At 34.0% G+C, this 19953-nt stretch carries 20 protein-coding genes; 11 read left to right on the forward strand and 9 right to left on the reverse strand.

Annotation, left to right across the window (positions count from 1 at the left end):
- Window positions 1–88 precede the first annotated feature (88 nt).
- A complete protein-coding gene (gene acs / locus AC6EJA_RS00305; RefSeq protein ID WP_498503601.1) occupies window positions 89–2068 on the forward strand; it encodes an acetate--CoA ligase in 1980 nt (659 codons plus the stop codon).
- Here acs and AC6EJA_RS00310 read toward each other — a convergent pair.
- The gene (locus AC6EJA_RS00310) at window positions 2054–2785 is read right to left on the reverse strand and encodes a DUF1350 family protein (protein ID WP_498502543.1); all 732 of its coding nucleotides are present in this window, start codon (window positions 2783–2785) and stop codon (window positions 2054–2056) included. The genes acs and AC6EJA_RS00310 overlap by 15 nt on opposite strands.
- 74 nt (window positions 2786–2859) lie before the next feature.
- Between AC6EJA_RS00310 and AC6EJA_RS00315 the strand changes: the two genes are divergently transcribed.
- The 4 genes from AC6EJA_RS00315 (at window position 2860) to AC6EJA_RS00330 (ending at window position 6315) form a co-directional block, all read left to right on the forward strand.
- Window positions 2860–3702: a 3'-5' exonuclease gene (locus tag AC6EJA_RS00315; protein WP_498502544.1), complete on the forward strand. Its 843-nt coding sequence runs from the start codon at window positions 2860–2862 to the stop codon at window positions 3700–3702.
- 248 nt (window positions 3703–3950) lie between these two features.
- Complete coding sequence (gene hisS, locus AC6EJA_RS00320) at window positions 3951–5225, forward strand: histidine--tRNA ligase (protein WP_498502545.1); 1275 nt, start codon at window positions 3951–3953, stop codon at window positions 5223–5225.
- Between the two features lie 318 nt (window positions 5226–5543).
- Window positions 5544–5912, forward strand: coding sequence for a TIGR02450 family Trp-rich protein (locus tag AC6EJA_RS00325; protein WP_498502546.1), 369 nt, complete (start codon window positions 5544–5546; stop codon window positions 5910–5912).
- 163 nt (window positions 5913–6075) lie between these two features.
- A complete protein-coding gene (locus AC6EJA_RS00330; protein WP_498502547.1) occupies window positions 6076–6315 on the forward strand; it encodes a helix-turn-helix domain-containing protein in 240 nt (79 codons plus the stop codon).
- 30 nt (window positions 6316–6345) lie between these two features.
- Here the strand turns inward: AC6EJA_RS00330 and AC6EJA_RS00335 are convergent, their stop codons facing one another.
- Window positions 6346–6522 carry a hypothetical protein gene (locus AC6EJA_RS00335; RefSeq protein ID WP_498502548.1) on the reverse strand — a complete coding sequence of 59 codons (177 nt, stop codon included), beginning with the start codon at window positions 6520–6522 and terminating at the stop codon, window positions 6346–6348.
- A gap of 647 nt (window positions 6523–7169) precedes the next feature.
- Here AC6EJA_RS00335 and AC6EJA_RS00340 point away from each other — a divergent pair.
- The 3 genes from AC6EJA_RS00340 to AC6EJA_RS00350 all read left to right on the forward strand — a co-directional run bounded on the left by AC6EJA_RS00340 (window position 7170) and on the right by AC6EJA_RS00350 (window position 10136).
- The gene (locus tag AC6EJA_RS00340; RefSeq protein ID WP_498502549.1) at window positions 7170–8225 is read left to right on the forward strand and encodes a chlorophyll a/b binding light-harvesting protein; all 1056 of its coding nucleotides are present in this window, start codon (window positions 7170–7172) and stop codon (window positions 8223–8225) included.
- A 190-nt stretch (window positions 8226–8415) separates the two neighbouring features.
- The gene (locus AC6EJA_RS00345; RefSeq protein ID WP_498502550.1) at window positions 8416–9810 is read left to right on the forward strand and encodes a sodium/glutamate symporter; all 1395 of its coding nucleotides are present in this window, start codon (window positions 8416–8418) and stop codon (window positions 9808–9810) included.
- A gap of 68 nt (window positions 9811–9878) precedes the next feature.
- Entirely contained in the window at window positions 9879–10136 is a 258-nt protein-coding gene (locus AC6EJA_RS00350; protein ID WP_498502551.1) for a hypothetical protein, read from the forward strand.
- 32 nt (window positions 10137–10168) lie between these two features.
- Here the strand turns inward: AC6EJA_RS00350 and AC6EJA_RS00355 are convergent, their stop codons facing one another.
- Window positions 10169–10819 (reverse strand): glutathione S-transferase N-terminal domain-containing protein, encoded by a 651-nt coding sequence (locus tag AC6EJA_RS00355; protein WP_498502552.1) that lies wholly within the window; start codon window positions 10817–10819, stop codon window positions 10169–10171.
- A gap of 165 nt (window positions 10820–10984) precedes the next feature.
- On the opposite strand from AC6EJA_RS00355, the gene AC6EJA_RS00360 reads away from it, so the two are divergent.
- A complete protein-coding gene (locus AC6EJA_RS00360; RefSeq protein WP_498502553.1) occupies window positions 10985–11518 on the forward strand; it encodes a GIY-YIG nuclease family protein in 534 nt (177 codons plus the stop codon).
- A gap of 416 nt (window positions 11519–11934) precedes the next feature.
- On the opposite strand, the gene AC6EJA_RS00365 is transcribed toward AC6EJA_RS00360, so the two are convergent.
- Complete coding sequence (locus tag AC6EJA_RS00365) at window positions 11935–12642, reverse strand: SDR family NAD(P)-dependent oxidoreductase (protein ID WP_498502554.1); 708 nt, start codon at window positions 12640–12642, stop codon at window positions 11935–11937.
- A 2-nt stretch (window positions 12643–12644) separates the two neighbouring features.
- Complete coding sequence (gene crtL, locus AC6EJA_RS00370) at window positions 12645–13928, reverse strand: lycopene beta cyclase (protein WP_498502555.1); 1284 nt, start codon at window positions 13926–13928, stop codon at window positions 12645–12647.
- 331 nt (window positions 13929–14259) lie between these two features.
- Here crtL and AC6EJA_RS00375 point away from each other — a divergent pair, with 331 nt between their 5' ends.
- The gene (locus AC6EJA_RS00375) at window positions 14260–15270 is read left to right on the forward strand and encodes an SDR family NAD(P)-dependent oxidoreductase (RefSeq protein WP_498502556.1); all 1011 of its coding nucleotides are present in this window, start codon (window positions 14260–14262) and stop codon (window positions 15268–15270) included.
- Between the two features lie 10 nt (window positions 15271–15280).
- Here AC6EJA_RS00375 and AC6EJA_RS00380 read toward each other — a convergent pair whose 3' ends face one another.
- Window positions 15281–16297, reverse strand: coding sequence for a mechanosensitive ion channel family protein (locus AC6EJA_RS00380; protein WP_498502557.1), 1017 nt, complete (start codon window positions 16295–16297; stop codon window positions 15281–15283).
- 109 nt (window positions 16298–16406) lie between these two features.
- A complete protein-coding gene (locus AC6EJA_RS00385; RefSeq protein ID WP_498502558.1) occupies window positions 16407–16964 on the reverse strand; it encodes an isochorismatase family protein in 558 nt (185 codons plus the stop codon).
- 196 nt (window positions 16965–17160) lie between these two features.
- Between AC6EJA_RS00385 and AC6EJA_RS00390 the strand changes: the two genes are divergently transcribed.
- The gene (locus tag AC6EJA_RS00390; protein WP_498502559.1) at window positions 17161–17613 is read left to right on the forward strand and encodes a Fur family transcriptional regulator; all 453 of its coding nucleotides are present in this window, start codon (window positions 17161–17163) and stop codon (window positions 17611–17613) included.
- 6 nt (window positions 17614–17619) lie between these two features.
- Here the strand turns inward: AC6EJA_RS00390 and arsS are convergent, their stop codons facing one another.
- Together arsS and stpA are read right to left on the reverse strand one after the other, a co-directional pair.
- Entirely contained in the window at window positions 17620–18555 is a 936-nt protein-coding gene (gene arsS, locus AC6EJA_RS00395; RefSeq protein WP_498503602.1) for an arsenosugar biosynthesis radical SAM (seleno)protein ArsS, read from the reverse strand.
- A gap of 98 nt (window positions 18556–18653) precedes the next feature.
- The gene (gene stpA / locus AC6EJA_RS00400) at window positions 18654–19883 is read right to left on the reverse strand and encodes a glucosylglycerol 3-phosphatase (RefSeq protein WP_498502560.1); all 1230 of its coding nucleotides are present in this window, start codon (window positions 19881–19883) and stop codon (window positions 18654–18656) included.
- Window positions 19884–19953: the final 70 nt, after the last annotated feature.

Consider the following 19953-nt stretch of genomic DNA (forward strand, 5'->3'; position numbering starts at 1 on the left):
TAAAAGTTGGTTAAAAAATATTTAAGCCTTTGCGAATATTGAGCAATGTGGCTTGAATAAGAAAAAAATCTTGTTGCTTTTCAAAAATATGTCATCAGAAAAGAATTCCAAAATAGAGTCCACACTTCATGAACAGCGTATTTTTGCTCCAATAAATTCAAAATCGCATAAAAGTTCAATACCTGACTTTGCCCACTACGAAAAAATGGTCAGGCAATATGAAACTGATCCAGATGAATTTTGGGGAGACGCCGCCAAAAAAGAATTGCATTGGTTCTCACCATTTACAAATGTACTCAATTGGAGTGACCCACCTTTTGCTAAATGGTTTGAGGGTGGGAAAACAAACGTGTCATATAACTGTCTTGATAGACATGTCTTGAATGGAAATGCAGATAAGATTGCCTTAATTTGGGAGGGAGAGATTGGGGACATAAGAAAGTTTACATACAGAGAACTCCTCTCTGAAGTCAGTAAAGCTGCAAATGCACTCTTGGAGATAGGAATTACTAAAGGCGATCTAGTTGCTTTGTATATGCCAATGATTCCTGAAGCAGCAATTGCAATGCTTGCGTGTGCTCGAATTGGTGCCCCTCATTCAGTAGTATTTGGAGGATTTTCATCAGAGGCCTTAAGAGATAGACTTGTTGATGGAAAGGCTAAGTTAGTAATAACTGCTGATGGGGGATATAGAAAAGACAAAATTGTTGAACTAAAGTCAGCTGTTGATGCTGCACTTGTAAATAACTCTTGTCCAAGTGTTGATTCTGTTCTTGTGGTTCAACGTACAAATGAACCTGTGAGTATTAAATCAGAACGAGATATTTGGTGGCATGATTTAGTTCAAAAGCAAAGCACAGAATGCCCTGCTGCTGAAATGGATAGTGAGGATAGACTTTTCGTTCTGTATACCTCTGGCTCAACGGGTAAACCTAAAGGAGTTGTGCATACAACAGCTGGTTATAACCTTTGGTCACACTTAACTTTTAAGTGGATATTTGATGCTCAAGAAGACGATGTTTATTGGTGCACAGCCGACGTTGGTTGGATAACTGGTCATAGCTATATCGTTTATGGTCCACTTTCTAATGGCGCAACAACTGTCATGTATGAGGGGGTACCAAGACCTTCCAACCCCGGGGCATTTTGGGAAGTAATTGAGAAGCATGGAATTTCAATTTTTTACACAGCTCCAACAGCCATAAGAGCTTTTATGAAAGCAGGACGCGCAGTTCCAGATAAATATTGCCTCAAAAGCTTAAGGCTATTGGGTACTGTGGGTGAACCCATAAATCCCGAAGCTTGGATTTGGTACAAAGAGGTTATTGGAAAAGGAACATGCCCAATTGTTGATACTTGGTGGCAAACAGAAACTGGTGGTGTAATGATTAGCCCACTTCCATCAGCAACTCCTACAAAACCAGGTTCAGCCACATTCCCACTTCCTGGGATAGAAGCAGATGTAGTTGACGCCCAAGGAGAGTCTGTAGATTTTAATGAAGGTGGATACTTAGTTATTAGACGTCCTTGGCCAGGAATGATGAGAACTATTCATGGGAATCCTGAAAGGTATAAACAAAGTTATTGGGAATATATTCAACCTAAAAATAATTCTCATATTTATTTTGCTGGGGATGGGGCAAGACGAGATTCTGATGGTTATTTTTGGGTGATGGGACGAGTCGATGATGTAATAAATGTCTCAGGCCATAGGCTTGGAACAATGGAAATCGAGTCAGCACTGGTTAGCCATTGTGCTGTTTCTGAGTCAGCTGTAGTTGGTAAGCCAGATGATTTGAAAGGCGAATCCATTGTTGCTTTTGTGACTTTAGAAACTGGTAGAGAAGCTTCAGAAGAATTGAAATTTGATTTGTGTAATCAAGTTATTGCTGAGATAGGCTCGATAGCTAGACCAGAAAAAATTATATTTACTGATTCCTTACCTAAGACTCGAAGTGGAAAAATTATGAGACGAATTCTCCGTGCGCTTGCCTCTGGAGAGGAGATCAGCGGGGATACAAGTACACTTGAAGACAGAACAGTGCTTGATAAATTAAGAGGGAATTAGCGACTTGTTGTAGTTATCTATACTTTTTGCGATACTTTCAATAGTTTTGTACTTTTTTGGAGTTTGATAATTTAATTTTTTTCTAATACCTGAACTTACTGGTGATAGATGATCTCCACTAAGTTCCATGGTTTTGGAGTTATCACCATTTCTATAGACTAATGAGTTGATTAAATCTTTACTTTGATCGATTTTGTCATTAGAAAAATTAATAACTAGGTTATTTAACTGGCAATAATTCCCACAGATATGCATTAAAGTTTCTTTAGGTGAGGGACTGAATTCAGTTTGAAATTTTAATTTTGTAGATATCTTCCCAAGTAATGGGATTGATTCTTTTGCATTAAAGTTATTGAAGCTAATCGAAACTGAAGCAACACAACCTCTTCCATTATCTGGAGAGAGTAGGTGTAATTTTGAACCCAAGCTATGCCCGACTCGAATTACTTCTATTGGATAGGAAATTCTTGACTCTAAATCTTTTTTACATTCTCTAAAAGCCTTCCAAGCCTCATTAGCCTGAAATTGATGGTCAAATGAGGGAAGATATGTCCATGCGTGTATGGCATAATCCATCCCGCTTAAGTATTCGAGTAGATAGCGATAACTAATATGTGGGCTGGTTGATAAATAACTGCCGCCTAAAAATTCGATGATTCTCGTTGGCTTTGCTGGCCAGCTACACCAAATTTTTTGTCTTGATCTCCAGTGAGTCATGTTCAAATTAATTTTTGAAATTTGAAAACCATTAATGAATGCTTTCTTGCCCTTGCCTCTTGAGAGAGAATGAAATGTATATTGCCATTAGAAGTTTGAAAGACACCACCAAATATAGTGAACTTGATGAGCAGATGGACTTTTTAAAAGAAGTAGAAATATCCGAGACTGACTCTGAACAAAATATTCAACAAAAAGATTTTTCCAGAGTTTCTTCTGAGAAAGAAATTGAAAATTTCCCTGAAATTCTCTTGATTGTTGACACAGAAACAACAGGCTTAGATCCCATAAATGACTTTTGCTTAGAAGTTGGTGCAATTTTATTTGATGTAAAGTCAAGATCCGTACTTATTCAACAATCGTTTTTGCTACCTGTTGAAAATAATGACGCAGAGTTTGTTAATAGAATTCCAGCAGTGATAACAAATATTAATCAACCCTGGAAGAAGGGTTTGGAATATTTCAGTTTAATTCTTGAACATTGTGATGCCGTAGTGGCACATAATGCAGCCTTTGATAAACAATGGTTTGGGAAATATCCGCTTCCAGTTATTAACAAAAAATGGATTTGTTCCATGGACGATATCACATGGCCCAGCCAAAAGTTGCTTAAAAATCGCCCTTCTGTAAGAGATTTAGCTCTTGCTTATGAAGTACCTGTTTGGGGGGCTCACAGGGCTCTTACCGATTGCACTTATATTTCAGAAGTCTTTAAAAGATGCGATGATCTTGAGGCATTATTGTGTGATGCAGTTAAGCCAAGAAGGCTTACAAGAGCTGAGGTATCTTATGAGGATAGATGGCTTGCTAAAAAAGCTGGTTTTAGCTGGAACAACCCGATTCCTGGGGCCTGGACAAAGCGATTGAGTGAAAAACAGATATCCAGGCTTGATTTTCCGGTAACATATATCGATTAAGTTTTATTCATTTTGCAATAACCAAATAAGTTCCCATCAGAAAAAGTTATGAGAACTTTATAATTCAAATGAGAAAATTTGATTCAATAGATAACTACATTTACTAAAGCTCCATCGGCTTTTAATGAAAAACAACTGTAATTTGACATAGTTAAGAGATAGGTGATAGTTTTTTTTTTTTGAGTATCTAGAATAAATACATAAAAAATTGCCTATAAATATAGGCAAAACCCCTAATAAAAAATATTTTGAAGAATCTTCAAACTCTTAGAGGCATGATTGATTTACTGCCATCTAATCTTGGTAAATGGCAATATGTTGAGTCAGTTGCCAGGAATCATTTTAGAAATTCAGCTATTGAAGAGATAAGAACTCCAATACTCGAATCAACTTACCTTTTTGAAAGGGGCATTGGTGAAGGTACTGATGTCGTAGGTAAAGAGATGTACACATTTTTAGATAAAGGTGATAGATCTTGCACTTTGAGACCAGAGGGAACAGCATCAGTGGCCAGGGCAATTAGCCATTCAGGTTTGATTAGTCAGGGCTCTCAACGTTTGTGGTATTCCGGGCCAATGTTTCGTTACGAACGTCCACAAGCAGGAAGACAAAGACAATTTCATCAACTAGGGGTTGAATTCTTTGGATTACCGTCAGTTGAGAGTGATTCAGAGATAATTTCTCTGGCTTTGGATCTTCTATATGACTTAGGGATTGATGACTTATCTCTTCAAATTAATACCCTTGGAACTATTGAAGATAGAATGAATTACCGGAAAATTTTGGTCTCTTGGCTTGAGGATCGATTTGATTCTCTTGATAGGGAATCACAAGATCGTTTAAAAATAAATCCTTTAAGAATATTAGACACTAAAAATCCAAATACCAAAAAGATACTGTTAAATGCACCTTTATTAAAAGATTCGCTGTGTCAAGAGAGCATTACTCGATTTGAAGCTTTAAAAGACTCATTAAATTCATTGCAAATTCCATTTATAATAAATAATGAGCTTGTTAGAGGTTTGGATTATTATTGTCATACAGCTTTCGAGATTACTAGTAGTAAATTAGGGGCACAATCAACAGTTTGTGGTGGTGGTAGATATGACGGTTTGATAAAGCAACTTGGTGGGCCCGATACACCAGCTATAGGTTGGGCTATCGGACTTGAGAGACTGATGATGTTAATTAGCGATGATAAAGATTATTCAAAAAAATTAGATATATATATTGTTAACAAGGGACAAAAATCTACTCTTCAGTCTCTAGTGATTGCTAGAGAATTAAGGTCACAAAACTTTTCAGTAGAAATTGATTATTCAGGTAGTTCTTTTTCAAAACAGTTCAAAAGAGCCAATAAATCTAAAGCTAATTGGGTTATTACTTTAGGAGATGATGAATTACGCGAAAAGTGCTTCTTATTGAAGAAACTGAGAGATAAAGGCAAAAACGATACTGAGCAAAAATGTTCATTTGACAATTTAAATCAAACAATTAATTTCTTGCGCAAACAGACAAGCTGATTTTTTTATATGCTAGGCTCAACAAATTAAACATTTATGATTATAAAAATCTCCATATCAATTTTTGTAATTTTTTTTGGATTTATATTTAGGAAAAAGTTTAAAAATTTACAAAATAAAAAATATGCACGTATTACAATAATGGACTGGTTTAAGATGAGTAATGACCAACGGAATTTTAATTCAAGAAAACAAAGGTTTGATTCAATGAATAGAAAAAAAAATCTTCTCAGAGATATTAGAAAAGAATATAAAAGAATCAGTAAAAGTTAAATTAGGTTGCATTTTTTCAGATACATAATTTTATAATTCAAAAACATGTCTTCCAAAATTGAGAATAGTTGGCCACCACGAAAATCCTGGACTAGGGTTGAACCTCTCGATGGATTTTTTTATTTTGTGGCAATTAATTATGGGGGTTGTGGTAAAGAAAAATGGATAAATTTTATCTCTGTTCTTGATGGAGGTACTGGTTTAAAAGTTCAATGGGAGGAAATAAAAATAGGAAAATTGTGGGTTCCAGGTTGGATTAAATTAAATAAAAAGCAAACTAGGGGCTCTTCGCAAAATAAATTAATCGACATGAAAAGATTGGAGATTTCCAAAGATCAAGATTGGTGTTTGCATCCATCTGATGACTCGACCTTATTAATTCCCACTAAACGAAGCCATAATCGGGAGTGGTAAAAAAATAAATTTTTGTCAAAGAAATTTTAAAGGATAAACACCAGAAGGAATTTTATAAATGTTTCTGAATTGAAGAGTTTCGGTGTATTTTTACTCATTTAATTAAGCCTCACTTACTTTTAAAACACATCTGCGGTATCACTGGTTAGCAGAGGTGTAACTAATGGAAAGTTCAACTTGGTTGACAGAGAAAGAGACTTGCGTTGAATTGGGCGTGTCGACAGAAACTCTGCGGGGGTGGAGGGAGATTGGTTATTTAAAGCCAGGCACACACTGGCGAAGCTCTCCCTATGAATCTCATAATCCCTGGACACCACAAGTTATTTATCATGTTCGATGGTGTAGGGAGATTATTGAATATTGGAAAAAAGAAGACGCAGTGATTTCTGATAAGGCCGCTTAAAATAATTAATTGAATTTAACCTTGTCTGAGTTAATTAATTAGTTTTTCATCCTTACAATCATTTATTGATGTTTGCAAAACAGGATAAAGGTTAATCATTTTGCTGTATTCATCAGAGCATCTATAACCCTCTGCCATTCTCCTATATCTTTCAACTGTTTCCATTTCAAGACCAAGATTGGAACCGCCTATGGTTGTAGCTTCCATTTCATAAACCTTCTTTTTGAATTTATACTTTAATGTTTAATTCTTTTATTTAAACCTAATATGTTCTTTTACATTTAAATAACATTTCATTCGAAGATTGTTAGGTTTAACTGACTTAAGTGAATCATAAAAATCAGAAAAACTAGCTTAACTCTGGGGGTAAATTTGGTATGAATTGCTTAAAGTAAGTTGCTAAAAACCAAAGAATGAATAAATTTCCCAACATTGCCAGAGCAAAACGCACTCGTAGATCTTTCAATAATCCAAATAATTTTTCAATGCTGTCCATTAGATCTCCAAAAATAGATTTTTATTATATGTTTTCCATTGAATTAATATAAAGCTTTCTTTTTTTCTTAAAGGATCTGACCCAAAGTTTTCGAGTTTGGAAGCTTTTCGCTTTATTTAGGAAAATTTCATGTTATCGGGTGCATTTTTTTTCTCCATTAAGCAATAAATCTGAAAATCAAAATTTAAAAGTTGTGTTGATTGGCAGTCAAATTCCTTGTCTCAATTGCTGTTTTCAGTTCCCCAAGGGGTGACGCGGCAATCTCAAAGTATTTACAGAATATACAAATTCTTTATTTCACATGAGTCTTAGCCGAAATTGAAGTAAGTTTGGTGCGCTTCGCAGCCTTGAACTTCTAATGCAGACCTATGGAAATCCAGACGTCACCTATGGGTGGTGGGCTGGTAATTCTGGGGTCACCAACCGCTCAGGCAAATTTATTGCTGCTCATGCCGCTCATACCGGCCTGATTGCATTCTGGGCAGGTGCCTTCACCTTATTTGAATTAGCTCGCTATGACCCCTCTATCCCGATGGGGCATCAACCTTTAATTGCCTTACCTCACCTTGCCACTCTTGGTATAGGTTTTGACGAGGCTGGTGTCATGATGGGGAACCCTACCCCTGTAATTGCGGTTGCTGTTGTCCACTTAGTTGGTTCTATGGTTTATGGAGCTGGCGGACTTCTTCACTCACTTCTTTTTGCGGGTGATATGCAACAGTCTGATGTTAGTCAGGCCAGAAAATTCAAGCTTGAGTGGGATAACCCTGATAATTTGACTTTCATTCTTGGCCACCATTTGATTCTTTTTGGACTGGCAAACATCCAATTTGTTGAATGGGCAAGGATTCATGGTATCTATGACCCTGTTCTTGGTGCTGTTAGACAAGTTGAGTACAACCTAAACTTGTCAGCTATTTGGAATCATCAATTCGACTTTTTATCAATAAGCAGTCTTGAGGATGTTATGGGGGGCCATGCATTCTTGGCTTTCCTTTTGATATCTGGTGGTGCTTTTCACATAGCCACTAAACAAGTTGGCGAATACACCAAATTTAAAGGGGCTGGGCTCTTGGGAGCCGAAGCTGTCCTTTCATTCTCATTGGCGGGAATTGGTTGGATGGCAATTGTTGCTGCTTTCTGGTGTGCAACAAACACTACAGTTTATCCAGAAGCTTTCTTTGGAGAAACTTTGTCTCTTAAATTTGGCATTTCCCCTTACTGGATAGATACTGTTGATCTTGCCGATGGAGCACATACTTCTCGAGCATGGTTATCAAATGTTCACTATTATTTTGGATTCTTCTTCATTCAGGGTCACTTATGGCATGCTTTGCGTGCGATGGGATTTGACTTTAAGCGTGTAGCGAATGCAATAAGTAACATTGATAATGCAGCAGTTACACTAAAATAATTGATTGGTCTAATTCTTGACCAATTAACAAAAAACCCCCTAGATAATTTTAGGGGGTTTTTATTTTTGACTTTAATAAATTTATTTTAATCCTTAAAACATTAAATAAATAGTAATCAGCGAATAATGTAGAGTGACAATTGAAAATAAAAGTTTTTTACAGAGAATTTACTATTTATCGAGAAAGTTGATGGTTGATGTTTTTGAAGGTCTAAAAGTTGGGCTAGATACACCCGCAGCTTACTCGTTGGCTATTGCTTTTGGTTTATTAGGCTTTTTTGGAGTCTTATTGAGTTTTGGTAGAAGGCTCGAATCAGTTATGAAATTGGAAAGATTTGGAATCCCTACCGCACTTTTAGTTGGACTTTTTGCCTTATTCATAGGACCTTATGGTCCTATTTCTGTTTTACCTGAGTCAGTTACAGATGTTTGGATTCGTTTACCTACTCCTCTTTTAACATTAGTTTTTGCAACTTTAATGCTTGGAAGGTCTTTGCCTCGAGGAAGTGGTATTTGGCAGCCAGTTGCCTCTCAAGCACTATTGGGATTTTTACTTGGCTTTGGTCAATACCTCGTAGGTGGTCTAGCTGTTCTGTTTCTTCTCGGCCCTCTTTTGGATGTCGACCCATTGATGGGATGTCTGATAGAGGTTGGATTCGAGGGTGGGCACGGAGCTGCTGCAATCATGGGGGAAAGTTTTGAAAAATTAGGCTTCCCTGGAGGACTTGATTTAGGCTTAGCAATGGCAACAGTTGGATTGTTGTCTTCCACAATTATTGGAAGCTTACTTGTAATTATTGCAAGATTAAAAGGCTGGATTGCTCATGAAAATAATGAAGCTGAATTAAAAAAAGTCGACCTAGGAAATTCAATAGGGTTTTTCCTGCAATCTAAGGAACTTCTTTTAAATCTTGCTCTGGCAGGAATTGCTGTACTTTTTGGAGTGTTTTTATTGAGTGCTTTAAAAATATTTGGTGGTTTTGTAGGAGGTACATTTTTTGAGGTCATCAATGTTTTTCCAGTATTTCCTCTGGCTTTATTGGGTTCTTTTTTTCTCAGGTATTTTCTTGAAGAAATAGGAAAAGCTGATATTGTCTCCTCTTTAATTCAAAGAGAAATAGGTATTCTCTCAACTGATCTTTTGATAACTACAGCTATGGCTGGTTTAAACCTCCCATTATTATTGGAGAACTGGTTGCCTTTGACGATTCTTGCTGTGATTGGTCTTAGTTGGAATCTTGCAGGCATGTTTTTCCTTGCAAAGATTTACTTTAAGGAAGAATGGTTTGAGAGATCATTAACAGAATTTGGCAATGCAACTGGCGTCGCCGCAAGCGGATTACTTCTGTTGAGATTGGCAGATCCAAGAGATAATACAAAGACTCTTCCAATATTCTCGATTAAACAATTATTTTTACAACCGATACTTTCTGGTGGATTGATAACAGTTGTGGCCCCACTTGTTATAAGGAGAATAGGTCTTTTGGGTTGGACTGAAATATGTGGTGTTGTTATTTTATTCGTCATAGCAGTTACAGTTATTTTTTCGGATAGTCTTATTACCCCTGTACAAAAGAATATTTAATTATTGATTTAACAGTTTCCCTCATGTGATTTGTCTAGAGTTAATTCAAAGCTAATTAAGTAAATTTTATGATTTGGAATCCTGGAGATGATATACCTGGACAAGAAACAAGAGAAAAATGGTTTAAAAGCCATTTACTTGATCGCGAAGTGGAATTAAAAGAACTTTATGAACTCCCTCAAAATGAACTTGATTTAATTATGGCAGAAACAGCTGAATTGAGAAGCGACACTGGGAATAGAGAGAGAAACCTTGGTAAGTACTGCACTGCTGGATATTTTTTAGAATTGGGTAGAATAATTGACAAACGTAGATCAATGGAATAACACTGATTTATAGTCAATTTATATCTTCGTTATTAAATGGGATCCCATTTTTTATGCTTTTTCATAACTTCGTTGTAGGTTGATTGATTAATGAAATAATTTAGCCACTCTTGCATTGGCTCTAATTCATTATGATTAATAAAAAGATTGGGATCTGCTATTAAATATTGTCTAACAAATGGCCAAATAGACCAATCTAGAATTGATTCGCACTTTTTATTCAGCCAACCATTAATATCTTTATTTGAGTTTTCTAAAATCCTAAAATTCCATTTGAACAAAATATCTTTGGCTTTTTTTTGGTAGCTGGATGGATCTTTTATATTATATCTTGAGGCATACTTAAACCTGTCTAAATTATATTTGAAGGTACCATCATTTTCGTTAATTATTTTAAAATTTTCATCAGAAAAATTTTGATTAATAGACTCCTTTAATGGATTTTTTATATTACTATTTTCAAGTGCCCATCTAATAATATCAATACTCTCATCAAGTACTTTTCCACTTTTAAGCAATAAAACAGGAACAGTTGATTTTTGCGAGATATCAATAAGCTCATTTGGTTTATTTTTTAGATCTATTTCCCTTATAGTGATCGGTATATTTGCTTTTACCAAAGCCCATCGCGCTCTTATTGCATAAGGACAACGTCTGAAGCTATAGAGAATATTTTCTTGCATTTGGGTTCTTGAAAGCTTTCCAATAGAAATATCTTAAAGCAAATAACATTAATAATATTTTTATTGCTAATTTTCCTTTTAAGGTTAATTTATATAGTATGTATAGTTTTGATAAATAAAAAAACAGATCATTCCATTATTTGACCATTATTTAAGGTTAGAACAATGAGTGGATTTATTTATTTAATCAGAAATCGTGATCTTTATATGATTGGGAAGACGAATGACCTTCAAGGTAAAATGAGATTACTTAAGCCTGATGAAACCCTTAAAACAATAAGAGTGGAAAATCCCACTTTTACTCAAGCCAGGATTTTTAGAAAATTTAAAAGGAACAGGATACCGGAAACTGAGTATTTCAGACTGACAAAAAGGCAAGTTAAAGATTGTATAACTTATCTCAATTCGACGTCTTTGGAAAAACAAACCATAGCAGCAGAGTTCACTACAGGGTTAAGTGGGTCATTATTGCTTTTTGTTATTTTCTTATTTGTTTCGAGTAAAATTGGATTCGCTCTTTTTAATAGTCTCGCGCTAAGCTTTTATTTGGCTTCAATACCGATGTGGTTTTTACTAATAACAGGCAATTTTGGAGGTTATGACAACGATGACTTACCTATGTTTACATCATTTTTAAATAGATGCAAAGCATTTTTACTTGCTTTCTTCTTTGTCTCAATTGGGTACCTCCTAGGTTAAAGGTTGAAAACTAATTATCATTTCTTTAATTTAGTTTTATTTAGTATGACTTTCCCTATTGCTTTTGGCTTAAGAATTGGTTTAATAAGTTCAACATACAATATATGGGATTCGAAAAATTTATGGATTTAACAAGCTTGTTCGATTTTGCGGTCCCATTTAAAGATAAAATAATAGATTTTTACTCTTTCGGCTCTATATTTATCTCTTTTATACTAGTTCTTTGGGTAGTTAACATTTTAATTAGTTCAATATATAGGACGTATATTTTTGGTAGAACTCTAGGAGTTTTATATAAAAAATACATCCACAAAATTGTAAAGGTTATATTTTTGAATCCAGTTGCATCATTATTTCAAACATTTAAAATAAACTATAATTTGAAAAATAGTTTGCGTACATAATGCAATAATTTATTATTTTTCCAATATACAATTTATTGCTATTTCAAAAGGAATTGCAGAATTTGGTAATTTGAGTAAAGTAGAGCTAATTTCAGCGATACTTTCAGGCTGAGTCATATCTTTTTTATCTATTAAATTTATATTTTTAGCCATATCTGTATTTACCCATCCCGGGCAAAAGGCGGTTACTCTTATACCACTTTCCCATCCTTCGTTTCGCATTGTTTGACAGAGGCCCATTAATGCAAATTTACTCATTGAATATCCTGCAAGTCTGCCTTTTGATCTTTTTCCACTCATTGATACCATTATTTGAATCCTTCCATTTCCACTAATCTGCAAGTCTTCCCAAATTGCTCTAGTAAGCAACCATGGTCCTAGTACGTTCACTTTCCAAAGTTCTTCAATTTCTTGAAATTGATTATCATCGAAAATAAGGTCTGTATCTTTAAAAATCCCAGCAGAATGAATAACTGTGTCAATTCTACCGAATTCTTCGCGGGTATTTTTTACCCAATCTGTAATTGAATTTTTATCATTTGCATCATATTGATTTATAAGAATATTTTTATCTCCATAAAACTCCGGATCGAGTTCTGTACCCACAAAATCTTTTGGGTTTCTTGCTCCTAAGCTAACCCTGTGGCCATCTTTAAGAATACGTTTTGCAATTTTGTTTCCAATTCCTTTTGTAGAACCGGTTATTAATACTGTTCTCAAGTTTATGTTTGGGGTTTAAAAAATTTCCATAGCAATTTTAATTCTCTACCTTGCATGCCCATTAAGCCCCATTTCACTGTCCACGGGGCTTTCTTATACATATTCCACATTGAGTAAATCAATTGCTTTAAACTTAAAGTATTTGTAAGGAATCCGTACCATTGTTCATTGGGTAATTGGAAAAACTGAATAAAGAAATCCCGCAATTGATTTTCGTGAAATCTCATTAATTTTTCTAGTCCAAAAGTATATAAAGCTTTTTTTCTAATTAATTCTCTAGGCCAGAGTGCTTGCCATCCCAAATTGGCAATTTCTTTTGGAGAATTTGATTTATTTTTAATTGCTTTCGATAATGCTTTTGCCACTATTGGTGCTCTTCTTAGGAGACTCCCAACAAGATAACCGGATGCTGGATGTACCATTCCTGCAGCACCTCCAAAGCTTAAGACAGGTTGATCTAGATAGGGAATTGGCATATTCATTGGAAGGAAAACACCCAGTTCCTCATAATCAAGCTTTTGAAGTTTTATACCCTTATGTTCTAGACGTTTATTCAGACGAGCCTTTAGCACCTCAAGTGAGACGGGTGGGGCAAGTCCAAGAGAGGTTTCCTCTAAGAAAAATTTATTACCTCCAAAATGCATCGCATAAAGAAATGTTGGTGGATCCATTAGTTCTTCTGGACTTAAATGATCCGATCGGTAATCCATTAATACAAATTGTCCTTCCTCGACAGGGGGTTCACTAAATTCACCAACTATTCCATAACAAGTTTGAACTGCAATTGGTCCTTCATCAGGTGATCTTGAGAAAACAGGGTTATAGCCAGTTGCATCAACAACAATCCTTGAGGTTATTGTTTGACCACTTGAAGTTTTTACAACACTTATTGACTGATCGATTTCCAGATCGATAGCCCTTCCAATGTGCCATTTTATTGACCCTCTTTCGCACTGATCTAACCAATAATTTTGCAATTTAACTTTGTCAAAAAGTCCATAATCTCTATGGTGATTTGTTGGTAGATTATCTATGTGATCTTTATCTTTGGAACCTTTCCCAAAAAAACTAACTGTTTTGCTCCAGCGATACTCAAGGAGATCCTCAAGACCAAGTTGATCAACTTCCTCTCCCCAAATGCCATAGGTGTAAGGCCAAGGTTTACAAGGATCAGTTTCTGAGAGCACCTCGACTTTTAAATCTTCTTTAATTAGTGCTGCAGCTATTGATAATGCACCAGGGCCTGAACCAAGCACTAATGCATCAATGCATGCATTAGCAGTCATTGCATCTCCTTAGGTTACCCAAAATTATTCTCAACTTTTTTGTAGGTGGAAACGCAGAATTCAAAGTAGTATTCTTTGAATGACTTTGCCTCCTTAAGTCAATCATAGATGAGACCTCTCGATAATTAAAGATTAACCTGGTGTGACCATTGAATGTTGCATTACTCGGTTTTAGTAACTTGATGTATTTTTAGTAAAAGGTTCGACAAAAAAATTTGAAAGAGTCATGAGACTATCTTCATTTCATTAGTAAAGAAGAATTTTTTTAATTCAAAAACTAAAGGTATGTAATATAAAGTCAAGAATAAAAATTAAAGTAAACAAATAAAATATGGCTTACAAGAAAAAAATATTGATTACAGGCTCTTCATCAGGAATTGGTTATTCAGCTATATTAGAAATGTTAAAAGCCGGCCATGAAATAATAGCCCCATGCAGAAGTGAAATAAGAGCAAATCAATTTTATAATAATTTAAAAAAAGATCTTTCTAATAATCAAGAAATTAATTTAAGTAAACAATTAACGCTTCCTATCTTTGACCTATCCAATTTAAAAGAGATAGATATTTCAGCAAGTAAAATTCTAGAAAGCACCTCATATATTGACACCTTAGTCTTAAATGCTGGGCTCCAATATACTGGTTCTATTGATCCAAAATGGTCAGATGATGGTTTTGAACTTACATTTGCAGTTAATCATTTAGGGCATCAATTTTTGACTCAAAAAATTATTTCATTAATCCTAAAGTCACAATCACCTCGAGTTGTTATAACGTCATCAGAAGTTCATAATCCAGAATGCCCAGGTGGTCGAGTTGGTAAACCCGCTTATTTAGGGAATTTAGATGGATTAAAGAGAGGTAAAGGTTTCAAAATGATAGATGGATCTGATGTTTTCAGTGCTGATAAAGCTTATAAAGATTCTAAATTATGTAATTTACTTTTTGCCCAGATTCTTTTAAAGAAACTGAAACTAATTCGTGAAGATATTTCAGTAATAGCATGGGCCCCAGGATTAGTAATACCCAAAGTAAAAGACGGTTTTTTTCGATATAGTCGTAAGAATAATGAGATAGGTCAAAGAATTTTTGCTATTTTTGCAAGAGATATATTAGGTATAACTGAAAGTGTTAACAATGCCGGTAAGATTTTATTTGATATCTCCACAAAAGATAAATTCGCTAATAATAATTTTAGTTACCTTAGTAATAGAATTATTGGATATAAGAAAAAACTTTTTGGTTTAACTGATATAAGTAAGGAGGCTTCGGATATAGATTTGGCAAATAACTTATGGAAACTATGTTCAGATATTAATAAGATTAATTCAATAATTAATTAAGTAATACATCTTATTTATTTAAATTAATAGTTTGTGTAGGGAAAGCAAAATCAATGCCTTCTTCTTCGAACTTTTTAATTATTTTAAGATTTATTTCTTCTTGCGCATTCATAGCTGCAAGATAATTACTTGTTGGTATGAAATAAACCAGTTCAATATTGAGACTAAAATCTCCAAAGTCTGTAAAATGACATCTGTCAAATATTGCATTTTCAGTACTATCAACAATCTTTTTCAAAAACTCTGGAATAACTTTCATTCTTTCATAGCTAGTGGAATAGACAACTCCTAACTTATGAACTAATCTTCTCTTATTCATTTCTGCATAATTGGAAATTACACCATTAGTTAATCTACTGTTACTCATTACTATTATTTCTCCATTAAGGCTTCTTAACCTTGTTGACCTAACACCTACTCTCTCCACTTTTGCCCAAATATTATCAATCTGAATGAATTGTCCATTTTGAAAAGGTTTATCTAGAAGAATAGTTATGTATTCAAAAAATTCTTGTACTGGCTCCTTAAGCGCAAGACCAGCTCCAATTCCACCTGCGCTCAACAAGGCCCATATTGCAGTCATTTGAACACCAATATTTTGAAGATAAAAAATTATTCCAATACACCAAGCAATTGCCCTAATCATTGGGCTTAATGAGAAGAGCATACTACTTATTGATTTATCATTTACTTGTAATGACCATTGATGAATTATTTTTAGAAATATTTTATTTATTACTCTTACTATTATTATCAAAGATATGAGTTTAAAAAGACCAAGTACTAGATAATCAATATCTTTATTTATTTCTAGAATACTCCAACCAATTGATGCACTTGTTAAAAAACCCAGGGGCTTAATACTATCGACTATATTATTAACTATAAAATCATCAATTTTATTATTTGTTTTGCGTACAATTTTGGTCAATATTTTTTTTGCAAGAGTAGATGATATAAGCGTAAGAAGGCTACCCAAGAAAAATATACAAACAGCAGTAATAAGATCTGGGTAGTAAAAATTCATTGCTTTATTAAAAACATAATCCCACTTTGCCTAGGATATTTTTTTTAGCAAACAATTATTAATATCTGAAAGTATATTAAAATAATAAATCAGCTGAATTTGGAGTTATTTAAGATTTTATTATAGTGCTAATCGATTTAAATTCTTTTCTATCAGATGTTTTACACCATTCAAATATTGCAGCCTCAGTGGTTGTTATTATGGTTTTTTGATCTCTAAGTCTATTGATTGCGGTATCATGATCAATTAAATTTCTACTACCTATTGCATCAACCGCTATAAATGTTTTGTATCCTTCGTCAGTTAAATCCAAACAAGTTTGCTGAACGCAGATATGTGTCTCAACCCCACAGATTAGAACATTTTTAGGTCGATAATTTTTTAAAAAACTTGAAATTTTTTCACATCTTCTACTACTAAAGCTTAATTTATCGAAAATATCAAATGAATGTTCTTGCTCAGGTAGTATCTCTTTTAAGGTTGAACCTAATTTTTGAGGATTCTGTTGAGTCACTAATACCTGTATATTTAGGATTGAACTAGCAGCTACCAATTTCTTTATATTAGATAAAATTTGATTTTTATTTTTAATTCCGGCGATTAATTTTTCCTGAACGTCTGATATTATCAAGACTGTATCGGATTCGTTCATAAGATTCCAATCCACGCCTTTGCTCCCTCAACTTTTATTCAGCATAACCGCGATAGGTTGAATTGATAAATAGATAATTCAACTTTTTTTATTAAATGCTGGCTAATGTTAAAAATTTATTTCAAAAGTAGAAATTGGAATTTAATCTTTTTCTAAAGCTGTTTTCTTATTACTAATTTAAGGGTATCCTTAATTAAGATGGTTGATTAATTTGACCGTAAACAATACTTACCAATCCATATCTACTCCATTAGCAAATGGTTTGCATCAAGACGGGAGAAGATTAACCCCACAAAGAAGAATTGTTTTAGATTTGTTCGAAAAAATTGGTTCAGGTATTCACTTGAGTGCTGAGGATGTTCATGGTGAATTAATGCAATCTAATAAAAAAGTATCGCTTGCGACGATATATAGAACCTTGAGATTACTTGTAGAAATGGGTTTTTTGAATGAATTGGAATTAAGTGAAGGTGGTCATAGGTTTGAATTACAAAGTCATGATCACCCTGATCATCATCACCTTATTTGTGTGAGGTGTGGAAGGACTGAGGAGTTTGAGAGTAATCAGGTTATCCAGGCTGGTCGAATAGCATCAGAAAAATTTGGATTTAAGTTAATCGAATCGACATTAAATGTAAGAGCGATTTGCCCTAGCTGTTTTTAGTGATTCTTAAGTTAATGCACCTCCGCAACTGGAACCACTTCCAGCTGTGCATCCAAAGCAATGAGAACCGATAGATATTTTATTACCACTAATTGACGAATTGGTTTCTAAAAGTTCCTGTAAATTTTTTGGGCCAACATTGCTTTTTAATTTAAGTTGTTGATTGAAATCGCAATCGTATAATTCCCCTGTCCAGTCGACACTAATCGATGATTTGCACATAACAGAGTTAAGATTCTCAGGGTTGTGATTAGCTATGAGAAGTTTCTCATAATCTTCATAATCTCCAGTTGCTTTTAGATAATTTGCGAATCTATTAATCGGCATATTTGCCAAGGCTAGTAAGTTTGAAAATTGAATTTGGTATCTTTTTGATAATTCTCTTTTATATTCTTTTTCTAGAGTTTTTTGGTCAGGAGGTAGCTTTGGTCCTATTGGATTGAATACAAGATTTAAGGTTAAATCACTATTTTTCATTCCATACCCCATCGAATTTAATAATTTAAGTCCTTTTATGCTCCTATTAAAAACACCAGCACCTCGTTGCTTATCAACATTCTCTTCAAGATAACATGGCAAAGAGGCCGTTATTTGTACTTTATGTTTAGCAAGGAATTCAGCAAGATATTCATAACCAGGCTCTGTGAGGATAGTTAAATTACAACGATCAATTATTTCTATATTCAATTTACTGACTTGAGAAACAAGTTCTTTAAATTGAGGGTGAAGTTCTGGTGCTCCCCCTGTGATATCAAGTGTTTTAATTCTGAATGATTTTATTACCTTTGGGATTAATGAAATTGTTTTTTCATCCATCATTTCAGTTCGATTAGGCCCAGCGTTAACATGGCAATGCTGACATGTTTGATTACATTTATAACCAATATTTACTTGAAGAATCCTAAGATTCTCCCTACTTATATCCGGAAAGGAGTTTTTAATTGTTCCTTGATAATACTATTTTTAATTTAATTTGTTTTTCATACTAGGCCAATTATTTAAGGTTATATTAACTATCCAATTAATAATTTTTAAACTAATTATGAATCATGCATTTTTAATGAACGCATATTAGCTAGTTTAATGAACCAGTCAATGTACTCTGTTGGACCCTTTTTCATTAGAAAATCAAATTTAAGAGTATCTTCCTTGTCGCTTATTCCTATCATACTTTCATCAGAAATAACAGGTCTTTTCACCTCATCATTGCTGCTATTAACAAAAACTATTTTATTTCTTTTCTCAAAAGTTTCTCCCAAAATTTGTATCAAAGATAGGAAGCCCCTATCACTTCCTCCTCTAAGCCATTTTTGCTCTGTTTTTGACCAGTCTGAAGTTACTGTGTCTCCAACCCCAACAATTAAGGGCATAATATTTTTTGGTATTCTTTCTTTACAAAGATCAATTAAATCTGCTTGCGTTTTAGGAGCATTCCTGACGTTAAAGTCGCTACCAAAAGGAGCTATTCCATGCTTATTTTTAATATACTTATTTATAAGTACAAGAAGTCCAGCTTCTTTAATTGCCCCTTTGATAATGAATTGAATGTCTGTTGTGCCATAATCATCAATTTGGGATATTTTCATTATTTCCTGGTTATTTTTTATTCCAATATTTGGCATCATATGTAAATAGAATGAATCTTCTAGCTCGGTATTTTTCGTAAGATCTAATAGGTTTTTCATTATCTTCATCATCATTGATTGAAGATCTCTTTGGAGATCAAGTTTGCCATTGGCTAGATTTAGGATCTCATTAAGGTTTAGAGTTGGAGTAAATCTAGTGTCACAAACTGCTACTTCTACTAAGTCCATAAGATAATTTATATTTTCTCTTGGAAACTTAATTTTCATTTCCTCAAGTAATAAGTCTTTCATCTTCTCAGGAATATCTCGAAGAAATTTCTTTTCGCTATTTTTTAAACCAAGGATAGAAATATTTCCAAATCTATCTTGATATTCTATTCCGCAAGCAGCTAAGCCTGGTAAGTACTTTCCTTTAACTAATTTTTCTCCAATTGAACCAAGAGATTTTTCAATTAATCTATTAACGCCTCTTCTTCCCTCATGCTCTCCACATGTAAGAACATAAAATTCTTCCTTGAGCTTTGATACAGCTTGTACGTAATTTGAATCTATCTTTCTTTGGAGGGGATCTTTTACAAGCGGAATGCAAACTCCATCTAAATCTTGGATTATAAGCAATTGCTCAGAGTTAACAATATCTTTAAAATCTTCTCCATAATTAAAGCTGTTACTTTCTTTCTTCATATCAATCCCATCTGATTTAAAGGTATTTAAAATTAATAAAATTACATTACTATCATTTTTTAATATGTGC

This window comes from Prochlorococcus sp. MIT2309 (assembly GCF_059772305.1).